Genomic DNA, 17,559 nt, shown 5'->3' with positions numbered 1-17,559 from the left:
TCGGCACAAAGTTAACCAAAATTTGTCACCTGATTGTCACTCTAGCCAACAACTATTATAGTAAACTAAAGTAAACAGAGATCATAACATTAAAAAACCTTGTGAATTCCCTCACAAATCCTTTCTTGAAAAAACATTTATATATATACCCCAAAAGGAGTTATTACACTACAAATCAAAGAGGTGTTTCCCATGAAATACGATTTAGTACTGCTGCATGCTCCAAGTGTTTACGATTTCCGAAAAAATCCTTTGCTTGCCGGACCGATCAGTGATGTTGTTCCATCCTCGCCCGTTTTTGAAATGTACCCCATCGGCCTGACCAGCATCGCCGACTATTTGGAGCGTTATGGACTTCGCGTCAAAATCATCAATATCGCCAACCGAATGCTCATGAACCCAAACTTTGATGTCGAAAAAAAATTAAAATCGATCAGGGCAAGTGCGTTTGGCATTGATCTGCACTGGCTGCCACATGCCCACGGCAGTATTGAGCTAGCGAAAATTGTCAAGCAGCTTCATCCGGACACCCCGATTATTTTTGGCGGATTGTCGGCCACGTATTATCACAAGGAGCTAATCCAATATCCATTTATTGATTTCGTGATGCGCGGGGACTCGACAGAAAAGCTGATGCTGCTGTTGATGAATAAGCTGGAGACTGGAAATACGCATTTTGCAGATATCCCTAATTTAACGTGGAAAAAGGGCACCGAGACTGGCTATAATCCGTTAACGTACGTGCCAAAGGATCTCGATGATATTGATGTTCCCGGTTACCGCTACACCATTCGTTCCGTTTTCAAATACCGAAATTTCCTCGATCCGCTGCCATACAACGGCTGGCTTCAATACCCGAACACCGCACTGCTGACCGCACGCGGCTGCACACAGAACTGTTTGATTTGCGGCGGATCAAGAGAGGCTTATGGGCAAAACTGCAACCGTCATACGCTAGCATTGCGGTCACCGAAAAAGCTCGTCGAGGATATTCAATTTATTTCCCGGTTCAGCCGGGCGCCGATTTTTATCCTCCATGATCTAAGACAGGGTGGACAAGAATATGTTGAGGAATTTTTTTGCCGTTTGAAAAAATTGAAGCTGAAAAACGAAATCGTCTTTGAGTTATTTCAATATGCGGATGAAGAATTTTTCCGGCTGATGAATGAAAGCGTGCCTCATTACAGCATTGAAATTACCCTTGAAACCCATGACGAAAAAATCAGGAAATATAACGGGAAATTCAGCTGCTCAAATGAAAAGGTGATCGAAACACTGCAGTTCGCTCTCAAAAATGGCTGTAAAAAATTTGACCTGTTCTTTATGGTTGGAATCCCTGGGCAGACGTATGAAAGTGCTGTCGAAAACATTGAATTTTGTGAAACCATCCACCTGGCCTGCGGGAAGGACCCAAGAATCTTTTACTTCGTTGCCCCGCTCGCTCCATTTTTGGATCCGGCGAGCCCGGCGTTTGAGCACCCGGAAATCCATGGCTATAAAAAATTGTGCCAGACACTCGAAGACCATCGCAAGGCCATCACCCAGCCGTCCTGGAAGCATATGCTCAGCTACGAAACGAAGGATATGACGCGTGAGACAATCGTTGGGGCCACCTATGAGGCCGCACAACGGCTGAACGAATTCAAATTAAAATACCAGCTAATTGATTTAGCCGGCTTCCAGGATATTAAAGGGAAAATTGAAAAGTCGAGGGCCTATATTGAAAAAATCGACCAAATTCTAGCCCTTCCGACAGAAAAACAAACTAAAGAGCTGGCTAAGCTTGCCAAAGAAATTGAGGAACTAAACTATTACAGCATTTGCGGCAAGAACGAGCTAAAGTGGGAGGTCCAGAAGAATTATGCTAATTTCTTCTCGCTTGCGTTAGTGGGGCTCGAGCAATTGTATGTCGAATACAAAAGCAAAATCAAGCACTCATTCCAGCCGAAACATCGTTTTCAATTTACACTTGATTCCGACCAGCAAAAAATTTAAAGGTACCGGAGTTCACTCCGATACCTTTTTTAATGCCCACCGAGGTAGGCTTTTCTAATTTGGTCACTGGCACTGAGTTCTTCAGCTAAACCAGAGGCGACTATTTTTCCTGTTTCAATGACGTAGGCGCGGTCAGCGATGGATAACGCCATGTTCGCATTCTGTTCAACCAGCAGGATCGTTGTTCCCGTTTTATTGATTTCCTCAATAATCTGGAAGATTGTTTTGACCAGCAGCGGTGCAAGACCCATGGAAGGCTCGTCCAATAAAAGCAGCCTAGGTCGTGCCATCAGCGCCCGGCCCATTGCGAGCATCTGCTGCTCACCGCCTGAAAGTGTACCAGACAGCTGCTTTTTGCGCTCCAGCAGGCGCGGAAAGAGCTGATAGATTTTTTCAAAATCCTCCTGAATACCCTTCCTATCCTTACGCAAATAGGCGCCAAGCTCCAAATTTTCCTCAACTGACATATTGGCAAATACTCGGCGGCCCTCTGGAACCTGGGAGATCCCGCGCTTCACAATCAATTGCGGCACCTTTCCGGCAACATGTTCGCCTTCAAACACAATCTCGCCATTCTTCGGCCTCAAAAGCCCGGAAAGGGTCTTTAATAGCGTACTTTTACCGGCACCATTCGCACCAATCAGCGTCACAATTTCACCCTGGTTAATATCGAGGGATACTCCTTTTAATGCATGGATATTTCCGTAATAGACATTAATATCGTTGACTTTAAGCATACTAAGAGACCTCCTCGCCAAGGTACGCTTCGATGACTTTTGGATTGTTACGGATTTCTTCCGGTGTACCATCGGCAATTAGCTGTCCATGGTCCAGAACATAGATTCTTTCACAAACACCCATGACAAGATTCATATCGTGCTCGATTAAAAGAATGGTTAACGAGAATTTTTCGCGGATTAACGCAATCAGGTTCATCAGTTCATCAGTTTCCTGCGGATTCATCCCTGCTGCCGGCTCGTCCAAAAGCAACAGCTTAGGATTTGCTGCTAATGCCCGGGCAATTTCCAAGCGGCGCTGCTGCCCGTATGGCAGGTTCTTCGCCATTTCATGCTGGACATTATCAAGCTTAAAGATTTTTAAAAACTCAATTGCCTTTTCTTCCATTTCCCTTTCACCGGAAAAATGAGAAGGAAGGCGGAAGATTGAACTGAGAATGGAATGCTTCGCATGCGAATGATAGGCAACCTTAACATTATCGAGTACCGATAATTCCCCAAACAAGCGGATGTTTTGGAAGGTACGGCTGATTCCTTTTTTGGTAATCTTATAAGGCGCATGCCCGTTTAATTTTTCACCGGCCAAAGAAATTGATCCCTCGGTTGGAACATAAACACCTGTTAACAGGTTGAAGAAGGTCGTCTTGCCGGCACCATTTGGCCCGATCAGTCCGACGAGTTCTCCCTGCAAAAGCTCTAGGTTGACCCCGGATACAGCCTTTAAACCGCCAAATCGGATGCCTGCGTTCTCTACTTTAAGCAACTGTGTTTTTGTTCGCATCATGAGACCCTCCTTGCGCGGATTTTCCCAGCTTGAAGAAAGACGTAATTTCCTTTGTTCCCATCAATCCTTGCGGACGGAACAGCATCATTGCAATTAGTACAAGGCTGTAGATAACCATCCGAACTTCTGGATAATTGGCTAGGAATGTTGAAATGATCGTTAATAAAATCGCTGCAAGCACGGAACCGGACATACTGCCAAGTCCGCCCAGCACAACAAAGATCAAAATATCAAAGGATTTTAAGAAGCCAAAGTTGGTCGGCTGGATAATGTAAAAGTTATGGGCATGCAAGGCACCTGCCACGCCGGCAAAAAAGGCACCAATGATAAACGCCATTACTTTATAATAAGTCGTATTAATCCCCATCGCATCGGCAGCGATTTCGTTTTCGCGAATCGAAATGCAGGCGCGGCCGTGGGTAGAATTCGTAAAGTTGACAATGACGACAATGGTGATGACGACACAGGCAATCAGCCATGGCCAGGTAATCAGGTGGGAGACCGTCATCCCGGAAGCGCCGCCAACATAATCAATATTCAAGAAGACAATTCGCATGATTTCCGCAAAACCTAGAGTGGCGATGGCTAGATAGTCGCCTCGTAGCCTTAGGGTAGGAACCCCGATCACTAAACCGGCAACAGCAGCGGCCGCACCGGCAGCCAGAATCGCGACCGGGAAGGGCAATCCCAATTTCATTGTGATAATTGCTGAAACATATGCCCCCACGGCAAGGAAACCGGAATGGCCAATCGAAAACTGCCCGGTAATGCCGATGATCAGATGAAGCGAAGCGGCAAGGATGATATTAATGCCGATTGAAAATAGAGCATTTACATAAAAGGGGTTTAACGTACCGCCATTGATCAGGAATTGGACGACAACGGCAAAAATAACCGCTAAAACAATGGAACCCCAAAAGCCTTTTGCGTTATTTAACTTTTTCATCTACCAAGCACCCCCTAGACCTTTTCCCTGACGTTTTTGCCAAAAAGACCAGCAGGGCGGAAAATTAGGATTAGAATTAACACGACAAAGGCAACAGCGTCTCGGAATAGCGAGCCTCCGGCCGCGCTGACAAGGGCTTCAATGACACCCAATAATAATCCTCCGGCCATTGCCCCAGGGATAATTCCAATTCCTCCTAGAACAGCAGCAACGAAAGCCTTCAGACCTGGAATGATTCCCATCAATGGCTCAATTTTTGTATAGTACATTCCAAATACCACTCCGGCTGCACCGGCAAGGGCAGATCCGATTGCAAAGGTGGCAGAGATGGTGTTATTGACGTTAATTCCCATCAATTTGGCCGCATCCTGGTCGTGGGAAACAGCACGCATCGCCTTACCAATCTTAGTCTTATGAACAATAAATTGAAGAATAATCATTAAACAAAGGGAAACGGCCAAAATTAGAATGGACTGACCGCTAATCTTAACACCGAAGACCTCCAGGCTTTTCAATGGAACGATATTGCCTGGATAGGCTTCCGGCTGGGCGCCGCGGATATAGATGGTGCCATATTCGATGAAAAGCGAAACTCCGATAGCGGTAATCAATGCCGCAATCCTTGTTGCATTCCGAAGCGGCTTGTAGGCAATCCGCTCAATCAATACGCCGAAAATTGCGCAGGCCACCATTGAAATCAATAATGCCGGGAAAAATCCTAAATGGAGAACAGTAATAGAATAAAAGCCGATAAAAGCTCCGACCATGAAGACGTCCCCATGTGCGAAGTTGATTAACTTGACGATGCCATATACCATTGTGTACCCAAGGGCAATCAATGCATAAATACTTCCCAATGAAATGCCGTTGACTAGCTGCTGTATTAGTTGTTCCATGTCGCAACTCCTTCCAGTGGGAATAGGAAATTTTTCCTAATCCTTATAAATTGGAATAGGGAACATGAACATGCTCCCTATTCATTTTGACTATTATAAAATTAACTACGGATTAACCTTCGTTTTGAATGTTTGTTCGCCGTCTTTGTACTCTAAGATAACAGCTGATTTGATTGGGTTGTGGTCTTTATCAAGCTTCATTTGTCCTGTTACTAGTTCAAGGCCACTTGTTTCTGCAAGAGCCTTTTGAATTTTCTTAGAATCGCCGCCGCCAGCACGTTTGATGGCATCAGCAAGGAAATAAGCAGAATCATAACCTAAAGCATTGAAAGCATCTGGAGATTTGTCCTTGTATTTTGCTTTAAAGGCTTTTACAAACTCTTGAACCTTTTGGTCAGAGTCACCAGAAGAATAGTGGTTTGTAATAAAGGTGTTATTCAAAGCATCCTTGCCGGCAAGTTCTACTAGTTTAGGAGAATCCCAGCCGTCAGCACCCATCATTGGAGCGTCAAGACCTACTTCACGAGCCTGCTTGACAATTAAACCAACCTCTTCATAATAGCCAGGGACAAAGATGAACTCTGGGTTTTTCCCTTTAATATTCGTTAATTGGGCATGGAAGTCTGTATCCTTCGCCACATATGCTTCTTGAGTGACAACCTTGCCGCCTTCTTTTTCAAACTTTTCTTTAAAAGATGCTGCCAAGCCTTTAGAATAGTCACTTGAGCTGTCAATGAATACAGCAGCAGTTTTAACCTTTAATTCTTTCGCTGCAAAGTTTGCTGCGACAGTACCCTGGAATGGGTCAATGAAGCAGGTACGGAAGACAAAATCATTTAATTTGCCGTCTTTAACCGTTACGTCAGCAGCCGTACCAGTCGGCGTAATGATTGGAACATTGTTGCTTTGCGCAATTTCAATCTGTGCTTTTGTGTTTCCGCTTGTTGCTGCCCCGATAATGGCTGAAACCTTATCTTGGCTGATCAGCTTTGTCGCGCCGTTAATCGCTTCAGGTGCTTCAGACTTATTATCAACGACAACCAGCTTCAATTTCTTGCCGTCAATTCCCTCTTTATTGATTTCCTCAAGCGCCAGGTCAATACCTTCCTTAATGGACTGGCCATAGGATGCTACCCCGCCGGAAAGCTCAAGGTTGGCACCGATTTTGATTTCGCCGCCCTTTTCATCCCCGCCGCCAGAACTAGTGGATGTGGATGATCCACAGCCGGCCATTACACCTGCAGCTAGCATAAATGAAGCAAACACACCTGCTAATTTTCTTTTTCTCACGAAATTACCCCCTGTTTTTTAAAAGTTTCCTAAACCGTTGCGCAATTCTTCCCAAAACATATAATATTCTGAAAACATTGTACATAATAATTAGGGGTTCGTCTAGTACCTGTATCCACTATTTTAAAATAATTTTGAAAATAATAAAAAAGGCTGATTTCTGGGCGTTTTTATGCGTTATTCCGCTAAAGCAGAACAGTATTTGTTTTTACTTTAAAAAGCAAACTATTTTTAAATTATTTTGTCTAAATATGGATAACTTCCTCGATTTCCCATAAATAGAGGACCCTTGAAAAAGGGTCCTCCAATAAATCATTATACCAATTCTTGTTTTTTCGTTTCTTTTCCCAAAAGAAACACTGCCAAAGCACCAATTAAAACGGATATACAAAAGATTGTAAAAATGGTCGAGACAGCATATTTTTGAGCCACTAAGTAGCCAACCAATAATGGGCCGAGGACACCACCGATACGGCCGATGGCAGCAGCCATTCCGGCACCCGTACCGCGGATTACCGTTGGATACTGCTCCGGGGTATAGGCGTAGAGCCCGCCCCAAGCGCCAAGGTTGAAAAATGATAATAGAATTCCCGCTGTCATTAACAGTGCCGTAGAGTCTGCAGTTCCAAAGAAATAAGCACTGGCAGCCGTTCCGGTTAAATAGACAACCAAGACAAATTTCCGGCCAAACCTTTCAATGCACCACGCCGCTGTAAAATAACCAGGCAATTGAGCTAGCGTCATAATTAACACATACTCGAAGCTTTTAATCAAACTGAAGCCCTTCATCACCATGACACTCGGCAGCCATAGGAACATGCCGTAATAAGAGAACACTACACAGAACCAAACAATCCAAAGCATCGCTGTCTGTCTGCTATACTCTTTTGACCAAAGCTGCGTGAGGTTATGGAGGACGGAGCTCTTTTCCTTCGTTTTAACTGCTGCAAAGCGTGGTGAGTCAGGAAGCCCTATCCGCAAATATAAGGCATATAGGGCAGGAATCGCACTGATTAGCAAAGCGGCCTGCCAGCCAATCGATGGGATAACGAAATAGGAAATGACCGCTGCAATCAGCCAACCGCCTGCCCAAAAGCTTTCCAATAGAACAACGATCCGGCCGCGTTTTTCAGCCGGGACACTTTCGGAGACAAGCGTTGAAGCCACCGGCAGCTCTCCTCCTAAGCCCATTCCAACTAAGAACCGGAAAATTAAAAAGACAGTCAAGGAGCCCGCAAATGCCGATGCACCGCTCCCTATCGAAAATAATAATAAGGTAATGATAAAAACATTTTTCCGCCCGATTCGGTCAGCCATTAAGCCGAAAATAAGTGCGCCAACCGCCATTCCAATCGAGTTGATGCTGCCAATCCAGCCCATTTGCCCGGGAGTTAAACTCCATTCTGCCGCCAATGCCGCAATGATGAAGGAAAGCATCCCTACATCCATGGCATCAAACATCCAGCCCATCCCGGCAATACCGAGCAGTTTCGTGTTTGATAATTCCTGTTTCTTTCCTGATTTCATCTTAATAAAATCACTGCCAGAAACACTATTTGTGTTAGCCATCATAAGCCCCCCTCTATTTTCAGAGTTTCTGATATTATTCCCCAATACGTTTCTTTTTAAGAAAGAACTGTTTAAGTCCCTGTCCTGACATAATTCTAACAGATGTCTTTACACCAGTCAGCAAAAAAAGAGAAAATCTCAGTTTGAAATTTTCTCAAGCTACGCTTCATTGGCTTCCGCATTTTTAAATTGATTTGAAAACAAGGAAAAATATTTCTCTTTTTTCGCCATCAGTTCCTCATGGCTGCCTGTTTCTACGATTTCCCCGTGGTCAATGACCATGATAGTGTCGGCATCACGAATGGTGTTGAGGCGGTGAGCGATAATAAAACTAGTGCGATTTTCCATTAAAGATAACAATGCCCGCTGAATGTGCAGTTCCGTTCTTGTATCAATGCTGCTCGTCGCTTCATCCAAAATCAGCAGCGACGGTCGTGCCAAAATAACCCTGGCAATGGCCAGCAGCTGGCGTTCTCCCTGACTGAGGTTACCGCCGTTTTCCGATAGGAGGGTGTCATATTGCTTGGGCAGACGTTTGATAAAGCCCTCGGCACCTGCCATCCGTGCCGCCGTTTCCACTTCTTCCTGCGTCGCGGCCGGATTTCCGTACATGATATTTTCTTTGATTGTCCCCGAAAAAAGATAGGTATCTTGGAGCACAAAGCCAAAACTGCGCCGCAGGCTGTCCCTTGTGTAGTCGCGAATATCGCGGCCATCCAGAAGGATCCGGCCCCCTGTCACATCATAAAATCTTGTCAAAAGATTAACAATGGTCGTTTTTCCAGCACCGGTCGGACCAATCAGAGCTGTGCTGCTTCCAGCCGCCGCCTCAAAGCTGACGTTTTTTAAAATCGGCACATCATGGCGGTACCCAAAGCTGACATTTTCAAATACAACATGGCCTTTCGGATTCTTAAGCGGCACAGCGCTAAGGGAATCGGCAGGTTCCTCCTCTTCATCAATGACTTCAAAGACCCGCTCTGCTCCGGCGACACCTGATTGAAGAATGTTAAAAATATTGGCTAGATCATTGAGCGGCCGGACAAACTGTCTTGAATAGGTGATGAAGCTGGCGATTGCTCCAACCGTGATATGCCCTTTGACAGCCAAGATGCCGCCGACAATAGCGACGACCGCAAATCCAAGGTTATTGATGACGTTCATAATCGGCATTAAGAAACCGGACCAAATCTGCGCTTTGAGGCCGACCTCGCGAAGCTTGGCATTAACCTTTTCAAATTCCTCAATGACTTTTTCCTCGTGATTAAACGCTTTAACAACCTCAATGCCGGAAATCGATTCCTCAATATGTCCATTTAATTTCCCCAGCTGAACCTGCTGGTTTTTAAACAAGACGCCCGTTCTTTTGGCAATCGTTTTTGTTAGCAAAAAGACAAGCGGCACGGTAATCAGGCTCGCCAGCGTGAGAATCGGGCTCAGTATTAACATCATGATCAGCGAGCCGGCGATGATAATGACACCGGACATTAACTGTGTCGTCGATTGGGATATCGTATTGCTGATATTATCAACATCATTTGAGAGCCTGCTCATCAGTTCCCCATGTGTCCGAGAATCAAAGAAGGCAACAGGGAGCTTTTGCAGTTTTTGAAAAAGGGATGCTCGTAATCCTTTGACTATCCGTTGGGCTACCCCAGCCATCAGCCAGCCCTGCAAGAAGGTGAGGACGGCATCGCCGACATAGGCGCTGATAAGAACGACAATCATGACCTCAAGAAAACTGAAATCCACCATCCCAGACTTTAGGGTCATGGCATCGATGGCTTTACCGATGAGAAAAGGGTTAAGCAGCATTAAAGCTGCATCAACTGTGATGAACAAGAAAATGAGGGAAAGCATTCCCTTTTCGCGGCCAAAATAGTCCCAAAGACGTTTTAAGGTACCTTTAAAGTTTTTTGGCTTAACCACCGGACCGCGGTGGTGGGCACCTCCGCCAGGCCTAAGTGGCGGTGGACCAGGAGGGGGGGTTCTTTGCGGTTGATTCGTGTTATTTCCCATTTTGCAGACCCTCCCTGCCCATTTGTGAGCGATAGATTTCTTGATATACCTGACAATCCTTGATCAGATCTTGATGGGTGCCAATACCCGCCACTTCCCCCTGGTCAAGGACAATGATTTTATCTGCATCGATTATCGAGGATATCCGTTGGGCAATCAATAAACAGGTCAGTCCGCTGGCGAATTTTTTTAAGGCGGTTTTCATTTTGGCTTCAGTGGCGGCGTCGACCGCGCTTGTGCTGTCATCCAAAATGAGGATTTCCGGCTGCTTCACCAATGCCCTGGCAATAGAAAGCCGCTGCTTCTGCCCGCCGGAAAAATTGACACCGCCCTGGCCGATTTTTGTGTCATAGCCTTCTGGTGAGGCCTCGATAAATTCCGTTGCACTGGCTACGGCTGCCGCTGTTTCAATTTCCTGCTGAGAGGCATTTTCCTTTCCCCAGCGAATATTCTCGGCGATTGTCCCGGTAAACAAAATATTTTTTTGTGGAACAAAAGCAATTTTCTCCCTTAGATTTTTTGGGTCTATGTCCTTAATGTTCGCGCCATTTACCTTTATCGACCCGCTTGATGCGTCATAAAAGCGGGGAATCAGGCTGACGAGCGTCGTTTTCCCAGAACCGGTAGAGCCGATGATGCCGACAGTTTCCCCGGGAAGAATGGTAAGCGAAATGTCTTTAAGGACCGGCTCGCCGGCAGCCTCATCATAGGAAAAGGAGATATTTTCAAAATCAATTCTTCCTTTTTCACCGGATTGGGATGTCATTTGATTGTTTTCCCACGTAATGTTGACTTCCTCAGAGAATACTTCACCAATTCTTCCTGCTGAGGCCTTCGCCCTGACAAACATGGTAAACACCATGGAAATCATCATGAGGGAAAATAAGATCTGCGTCATGTAGTTGATAAAAGCAATAATATGGCCAACCTGTATCTTTCCCGACTCAACCCCAAGGCCGCCCATCCAGAGGACAACGACAATCCCGATGTTAACTGTCAGCATAATCGCCGGGCTGAAAACAGCCATCAGTCGGTTGGCGGCAATCGATTGCTTCTGGAAATGCTCGTTAGCTTTTGAGAATTTAGCTGTTTCTACTTCAAAACGGTTAAAAGCTTTGACAACCCGGACACCGGATAAATATTCACGAAGCACACCATTCACCCGGTCCATGGCATTCTGAACCTTGGAAAACAGAGGAAAGCCAAGCTTTAAGTTGATGATGATAAACAATGCCACAATCGGCACCACCACCGCAAGGACGACCGCGAGGTGAAGGTTAAGGCGCGTGGCCATGACCAGACCGCCAATCGCCAGCAGCGGAGCTTTTACGAAAATCCGCATCGTACCGTTTACAAACACTTGGACCTGGGTCACATCATTTGTAAGCCTTGTGATGAGGGACGCGCGGTCGAAGTTGTTCAGGTTTCTAAATGAAAGAGATTGAATTTTGATAAACAGGTCAGATCGCAGCTCTGTTCCGAAATTTTGCGAAACGATGCTGGCCATGATGCTTCTGGTGGAAGCGGCCACGGCCCCAATAGCGGTAATCAGGAGCATCAGTCCGCCCATTTTTAGGACATAATCGATGTCTCTGTTGGCAACACCCTCGTCAATAATTTTCGCCATCACGGTCGGCTGCAGCAAATCGCAAATTGCCTCAAAGGTGAGGAATAGAACCGCAATACAAAAGGACTTCCAATACTTTTTTATGTACTTTGCAAAATGCTTCATGAGGTCTCCCCCTGCTCCTAAACTGCCAGACAAATGTAATAAACCTATTATAAATTCGGGCTCTTAAAATAGACAAGCAAAGGGGCCTGCCCCCGCATTGCTTTCGCGTATCGCATTAAAGCAGCGGGGGACAGGCCCTTTTCATTGATTTTATTTTACCGGGCTGAATTCATGAACCCAGACGCGCATTTGCGGAAGCCACGGCATTCCAGGATGAATGGAAAGAATTGATTGTTTGTATTCTTCCACATTGTTAAAACCTTCACGGCGGGCATCCTCATCTGTTAGTTCGCCCAGACTTTGTGAGTAGACGTTATCCACCACAAACTGATGGCCTTCCAAGGTCATAATTTCGCCTGGGTCAGCATAGCGGCCATTGCGGCGGGTTGCTGTCTTTTCACCGGCAAGTACCTTTTTAACGTCTTCCTCCATTGTTACCAATCGGTCAACGGAACAAGTTTTCGGTGGTAATGTATTGTTTTCATGTTGAGTCATTTTTAATATCCTCCTTTTTCCAATTCAGTTATTTATTTTAACACTATTGCTATTGTAATAAAAACGAACTGAAAAAAGCAAAGAGGAGGCCGTGAATTAGACTACCTGCCCGCCGGTTTGCCGGTATTTGTCGATGCCTTCTGCGCAACGGTAAGCGAGGGCGCCGACGGTTCCAGTCGGGTTATACCCGGAATTGTGGGCAAAGTTAGCCGCACCCACCACAAATAAATTGTCCACATCCCACATTTGCAAATAATTATTGACGGCAGATGTGGACGGGTCGGCCCCCATAATGACACCGCCTGTATTATGAGTGGATTGGTAGGTTGTAATATCGTACGGGCCTAACTCCTTCAATGAATCAACATGGTTTGCGCCCATTTCCTTCAAGATTTGGGCGGATTTCTCAGCTAGGAAGACAGCCAACTTCCGGTCCTGATCCTCGAAATCAAAGGTAATCCGGATTAACGGATCGCCAAATGCATCCTTATAAGTAGGGTCTAAATCGAGATAGTGATGCTTAAACGGCATGGATGAGCCTTGACCGCCAACGGAAAGAAAACGGTTGGCATATTTGAGCGACTGTTGTTTGAACTCTTTGCCCCAAGCTGGCGTGCCCTTCGGAACAGGATTATTTTGAATCGGCCTTAGCCCTGTTTGGGTGAGTGATATGCTGCCCCCATGGATAAAGCCCAGGTTTGAATGATCAAAATTGTCACCGTTGTAATCATCAAGGACCATTCCGAGTGACCCGGCACCGGCAAAGGTACTGAATTCCTTATTATTGAAAAAGCCGACGGCATTTCCTTTCATCACTTGATAAGCATAATTTTTCCCTATCACACCAGTTCCTGTAGTCGGATCATACGGTCTGCCAAGCCCCGACATTAGCAGCAAGCGAACATTACTAAACACATAGCTTGTCAGCACCACAATATCGGCTGGCTGTTCAATTTCCTCACCTGTTGTTGTATCGACATATAAAACCCCGGTCGCCTTTCCCCCCGTATGTAAAATCCTTCTGACATGGGAATGAGTCCGAATCTCAAAATTCCCCGTTTTCTTGGCAACTGGAATAACCGTGACGACTGGGTCTGCTTTTGCCCCGTATTCGCAGCCAAACCGCTCACAGTAGCCGCAGTACTGACATGCAGCCCTTGAGATGCCGTCCGGGTTTTTATACGATTCCGATAAGTTAGCTGACGGCATCATATAAGGGTGCAGCTTCAAGTTCTTTGCGGCTGTCTCAAACATTTTAATAGCCGGTGATTTCTTCATCGGCGGGGTTGGGAATTTATCCGACCGCTTTCCGGCACCAGGATGCGGGTTCTCCTCACCGGAAATCCCGCAGGTTTTCTCAAATTTGTCGTAGTAAGGCTCCAGCTGGTCATAGGTAATCCCCCAATCCTGGATAGACATTTCCGCAGGGATTTTGTTTTGCCCATATTTTTCAATCGTTTTGCTGCGAATTTCAAAATCATAAGGGAGGAACCGGTAGGTCTGTCCGTTCCAGTGAACACCAGCGCCGCCTAAACCGTCCCCGAGCAGAAATGAACCATACTGCCTCATCGGCAGAGCGCGGATTCTTTCGTTACCTCTGAAGGTAATCGTTTCTTTGGAAAGATCCTGGAATAGATCATAGCGAAGTGCGTATCTAAGTTCATCATGAACCATGAAATAATCTTCGGTCTTTCTTTCCTTGCCTCGTTCCAAGCCGACCACCTTCAGGCCCTTTTTCGTCAGTTCAGAGGCAATAATTCCGCCAGTCCAGCCAACTCCCACCAGAACGACGTCAGCTTTCGGTAATTTTCTCGCCATTTTTCCACCTTCTTTTTTAAAAATAAAATCTATTAATACCGGTACTTGAGCCCTTTCGTTTAATGCTTCATATGGCTTTGCAGGCTTTGCGGTTTAATCTTCTGAAAGTCCTTCTCAATAATCTCGGCATAGGCCATTTGGCTGCCAGGGTAGTTTCGCATTTTCCAGCCACCCATATTTTTATTTCCTCCATATAATGGATCGCTGTAAACTCCCTCTAAGGTTGCACTTCTCAGCAGCTGGAAAAAGCCGCTAGGAGATATGGTCGTTAAATTCACCTTATCCTCTTCAAAATCTTTCAAAATTTTGTCCTGCTCATCACCCGATAGTTCTTCGAAATTTTTCTTACCTACTGTGTTACTGTAATTTTGCAGCTCACGCAGTCCTATATCAAAAATATCTCTTCGTTTTAAGCGCCCCTGATAGCCCTGAACTTTTTCACCAGGAAAAAAGGGTGCCTGCATATAGTCCCTGGCATTGAAGCCCCAATCACCTGCTAACTGGTGATCAATAAAATAGGCAACGCCCAATGCCTTTGCCCCCGGTCCGTTATCATCTTCAGGAAATATTCGTTCGGTGGCAGCTTCGGTAATCCTGAATTGTTCCGGAGTAAAGTACATCAGTGCTTGATTGAAATCTTGGTCTTGAGGCGCCGGCGGATTGTTTTTGTTATCATCCTTTCCCCTTGGGACCAAACTTCCCAAGATCCCGCCAACAGCGAGTCCCCCTACGGTAAAACCGGTATTGCGGAGAAATCTTCTTCTCGATAATGTTTCTTGCTTTTCTTTGTTTTCTTCAGCCATGGAACACACCTCCAAGGAAATAGACAACATTATTTGAAAAATACGGCAGTCCGCCGCTATTGCTTGATAATGTTCCCAAAATAATCCGTGCATACTCACAAAAAATAAGGGAATTTTATTGGGTAAAAAGGAGGAAATAAAATGAAAAAAATTAGTAACATGTGGTATGTGCCGATGATTGCTGTGCTTTTAATTCTTGGCGCATGCTCAGCCCAGCAGGAATTGAAAGGAAATGCAGAAGATCTTCATCAACAATCTTTAAATGAAAAAGGAAATGGCCATGTTCATGGCCAAAATAATGTTGACGTGATTCCAAGCGTCGACAGATCGAAGAAACACACGACAGGTACAAACAATCAAACAGCGGGCCTTGGGGAAAATGTTTACAGTTTAATTGGAAGCTCAAGCCTGCATGACGGCGGTATCTCATCCCATTTAGAATCCAGGCTTGCGGGGCAGGGGATTACTGGTATCAAGGTGTTTGTCCTTGATGACACGGTGATATTGGCAAGGGCGGAACCAGCGACAACCTCCACCAGCTATGATGAAATGCAAAATAAGGTATTAAAAAACACTTCCGGTTTATCCGGAAAAGGGACCCTTGACGGTGTCGATGTCAATAAACTAAATACTGACGATAACCTTGCCAAGGCTAAGGATTTAATGAACAAAGCCTTTAATGGACAAGTTCAGGTTCTTTCCATTACCAATCCAAATGCCCTGCCGCTTATTGATGGCATCAAAGCCAATATCAAAGCACCATCACCATCCTATAGCAAGCTATCAAGCGATATTATCACATTAGTTAAAATGGCAAACGAAAAATAAATTCAGAAAAGGACCTGGTGCCAGGTCCTTTATTTTATATATTCAAATCTTTCTTTTTATAAAAGACAAAGGTAACAGCCGTTAGTGCTGCGAACAAAACAATGGATAATAGAACAAAGCCGGTGTCCAATCCACCCCCATACATCATATTTTTTGCCTCAAAGTATTTAAACGGCGTCACGTATTTCAGGAACTCAATGCTTTCATTTAAATCAACGACTACTGATAATACAAATGTAAGAAGCAGGATTCCGGCCGCCAGCGAGGCCGCTTTTTTTGGTTTTCTTTTTAAAGCGGAGATGGCACTGCCAATGGCCATAAACAAAAGCTGCAGGATGAACATTCCCATCATGGTGATGGCAATATCACCATTCACCGACTCTCCATCAGCGTATTTCCCTACGATGACAATTGACGATCCCCAGGTAACTAGGTTAAAGATTAAGATATTCGTAAAGGCCGCGAGCAGCTTGGCGATAATGATCTTTGTCCGTGAAACCGGTTTGACAAACAGGAATTCCGACGTCTTATCCCGCTCCTCCTTGGAAATGATGGTTGCCCCGAGCATGGCCGCATGAATGGTTGCCATCAATAATAGATAGATAAACAGCATCCCGTAGTAGCCGCTGACCTTATTCATGTCAAGCTCACCAACACCCATCACCACCTGAAGGGACTTCGGCATATCTTGAAACAGGTCATTCAGCGATTGGCCTGAAGATGATAACCCAGCGTATTTTTGCATCCCGGAAACCACCATCAGAAAGACGCCAATGCACCAAATGATAAGCGATTTCCGATGGGACTTCAGTTCTCTTACATAGATATTCATTTGCCCGAGCCCCCTCCTACACAGCATGGATATCTTTTTTTGTATAAACGAAATAACTCGCCGCAACTGCAAGCAAAATAATCACCGCACCCACAATCATAAATGATGCTTCATAGCTTGAATGTTTTAAAATATAATCATTATTAAAATACTTGAACGGTGAAAAGTAGCGCTTCGCTTCATCATCCGTTGTGGCGCTGATTGCGCCGATAAAATAGAACGCAAAGACTGTCCCAAGCGACACGGGCAGCACGGACTTTATTTTGTATGAGATTACCGAAACAATGATGCCGATAGCCAGAAACATCAGTTGAATGAAAATCAGCGTCAGTGAAAGCAATATGAATTGTTTCATGCTAAAATCATCTGTTTTCACCTGGGTGGTGATTACCGTTGCAGCTGCAATATATACAACATTCGTGATGACGAGTGAAGTGAAGGCTGCCAGCAACTTGGCGGTTAACACCTGGTTTCGGGTAACTGGTTTGGTCAAAAGAAAATCCGCCGTTTTTTCCCGGACCTCCTTGCTGACAATCGAAGTCCCCAGATTCATGGCCTGAATCGCCCCGCACAGGACGATAAACGTCAACGCATAACAATAGAATCCTAGAATCGTAAATAAATTGCCCAAGTTGAGGCCGATTGCTTTCCTTAAAGCTTCCGGATAGCCTTCCAGCAGCTTTTTGAATTCATCAGCATCCTTTGAGAAGGCCGGAAACATGGACATAAACAGCGCAAATACGGCAATTAGCGAAATCGTCCAGATGATCGTCGACTTCCGGTAGGCCTTTAATTCATGAAAAAAGATATTCATA

The 17,559-nt window shown here is 45.2% G+C and carries 15 protein-coding genes; 2 read left to right on the top strand and 13 right to left on the bottom strand.

Translation table 11 applies throughout. From position 1 onward, the window contains the following. Positions 1–192 precede the first annotated feature (192 nt). Positions 193–1,995, top strand: coding sequence for a TIGR04190 family B12-binding domain/radical SAM domain protein (locus tag ACFPA1_RS24090; protein WP_378586460.1), 1,803 nt, complete (start codon positions 193–195; stop codon positions 1,993–1,995). A gap of 29 nt (positions 1,996–2,024) precedes the next feature. Here ACFPA1_RS24090 and ACFPA1_RS24085 read toward each other — a convergent pair whose 3' ends face one another. The 11 genes from ACFPA1_RS24085 to ACFPA1_RS24035 form a co-directional block, all read right to left on the bottom strand. Further along, on the bottom strand, positions 2,025–2,732 hold the full coding sequence (locus ACFPA1_RS24085) for an ABC transporter ATP-binding protein (protein WP_378586457.1): 708 nt from the start codon (positions 2,730–2,732) through the stop codon (positions 2,025–2,027). 1 nt (position 2,733) lies between these two features. After that, complete coding sequence (locus ACFPA1_RS24080) at positions 2,734–3,513, bottom strand: ABC transporter ATP-binding protein (protein ID WP_378586926.1); 780 nt, start codon at positions 3,511–3,513, stop codon at positions 2,734–2,736. Beyond that, positions 3,488–4,462 carry a branched-chain amino acid ABC transporter permease gene (locus ACFPA1_RS24075; protein WP_213147903.1) on the bottom strand — a complete coding sequence of 325 codons (975 nt, stop codon included), beginning with the start codon at positions 4,460–4,462 and terminating at the stop codon, positions 3,488–3,490. Before ACFPA1_RS24075 ends, ACFPA1_RS24080 begins: the two co-directional genes overlap by 26 nt. A gap of 14 nt (positions 4,463–4,476) precedes the next feature. Further along, positions 4,477–5,358: a branched-chain amino acid ABC transporter permease gene (locus ACFPA1_RS24070; RefSeq protein WP_213147902.1), complete on the bottom strand. Its 882-nt coding sequence runs from the start codon at positions 5,356–5,358 to the stop codon at positions 4,477–4,479. Between the two features lie 105 nt (positions 5,359–5,463). After that, the gene (locus ACFPA1_RS24065) at positions 5,464–6,648 is read right to left on the bottom strand and encodes an ABC transporter substrate-binding protein (protein ID WP_378586452.1); all 1,185 of its coding nucleotides are present in this window, start codon (positions 6,646–6,648) and stop codon (positions 5,464–5,466) included. A 315-nt stretch (positions 6,649–6,963) separates the two neighbouring features. Continuing rightward, the gene (locus ACFPA1_RS24060) at positions 6,964–8,175 is read right to left on the bottom strand and encodes an MFS transporter (RefSeq protein ID WP_378586924.1); all 1,212 of its coding nucleotides are present in this window, start codon (positions 8,173–8,175) and stop codon (positions 6,964–6,966) included. Between the two features lie 201 nt (positions 8,176–8,376). Next, positions 8,377–10,236 (bottom strand): ABC transporter ATP-binding protein, encoded by a 1,860-nt coding sequence (locus ACFPA1_RS24055; RefSeq protein WP_378586450.1) that lies wholly within the window; start codon positions 10,234–10,236, stop codon positions 8,377–8,379. Continuing rightward, entirely contained in the window at positions 10,226–11,968 is a 1,743-nt protein-coding gene (locus ACFPA1_RS24050) for an ABC transporter ATP-binding protein (RefSeq protein WP_378586447.1), read from the bottom strand. The genes ACFPA1_RS24055 and ACFPA1_RS24050 overlap by 11 nt, the downstream gene beginning before the upstream one ends. A 150-nt stretch (positions 11,969–12,118) precedes the next feature. Beyond that, entirely contained in the window at positions 12,119–12,463 is a 345-nt protein-coding gene (locus ACFPA1_RS24045; protein WP_378586444.1) for an ASCH domain-containing protein, read from the bottom strand. 96 nt (positions 12,464–12,559) lie between these two features. Further along, positions 12,560–14,281, bottom strand: a complete 1,722-nt coding sequence (locus ACFPA1_RS24040) for a GMC family oxidoreductase (RefSeq protein WP_378586441.1) — start codon at positions 14,279–14,281, stop codon at positions 12,560–12,562. A gap of 59 nt (positions 14,282–14,340) precedes the next feature. Then, positions 14,341–15,084 carry a gluconate 2-dehydrogenase subunit 3 family protein gene (locus tag ACFPA1_RS24035; RefSeq protein WP_213147896.1) on the bottom strand — a complete coding sequence of 248 codons (744 nt, stop codon included), beginning with the start codon at positions 15,082–15,084 and terminating at the stop codon, positions 14,341–14,343. Positions 15,085–15,225: 141 nt separating this feature from the next. On the opposite strand from ACFPA1_RS24035, the gene ACFPA1_RS24030 reads away from it, so the two are divergent. Beyond that, positions 15,226–15,912 (top strand): hypothetical protein, encoded by a 687-nt coding sequence (locus ACFPA1_RS24030; protein ID WP_213147895.1) that lies wholly within the window; start codon positions 15,226–15,228, stop codon positions 15,910–15,912. 34 nt (positions 15,913–15,946) lie between these two features. On the opposite strand, the gene ACFPA1_RS24025 is transcribed toward ACFPA1_RS24030, so the two are convergent. Together ACFPA1_RS24025 and ACFPA1_RS24020 are read right to left on the bottom strand one after the other, a co-directional pair. Further along, positions 15,947–16,744, bottom strand: a complete 798-nt coding sequence (locus tag ACFPA1_RS24025; protein ID WP_378586437.1) for an ABC transporter permease subunit — start codon at positions 16,742–16,744, stop codon at positions 15,947–15,949. Between the two features lie 16 nt (positions 16,745–16,760). Further along, positions 16,761–17,558 carry an ABC transporter permease subunit gene (locus ACFPA1_RS24020; protein ID WP_378586434.1) on the bottom strand — a complete coding sequence of 266 codons (798 nt, stop codon included), beginning with the start codon at positions 17,556–17,558 and terminating at the stop codon, positions 16,761–16,763. Between the last annotated feature and the right edge of the window lies 1 nt (position 17,559).

This window comes from Neobacillus sp. GCM10023253, assembly GCF_042653105.1.
Taxonomy (GTDB): Bacteria; Bacillota; Bacilli; order Bacillales; family Cytobacillaceae; genus Neobacillus; species Neobacillus citreus.
Note: the sequence above shows the minus strand (reverse complement) of the source record. Positions and strands in the feature narration are given on the sequence as shown.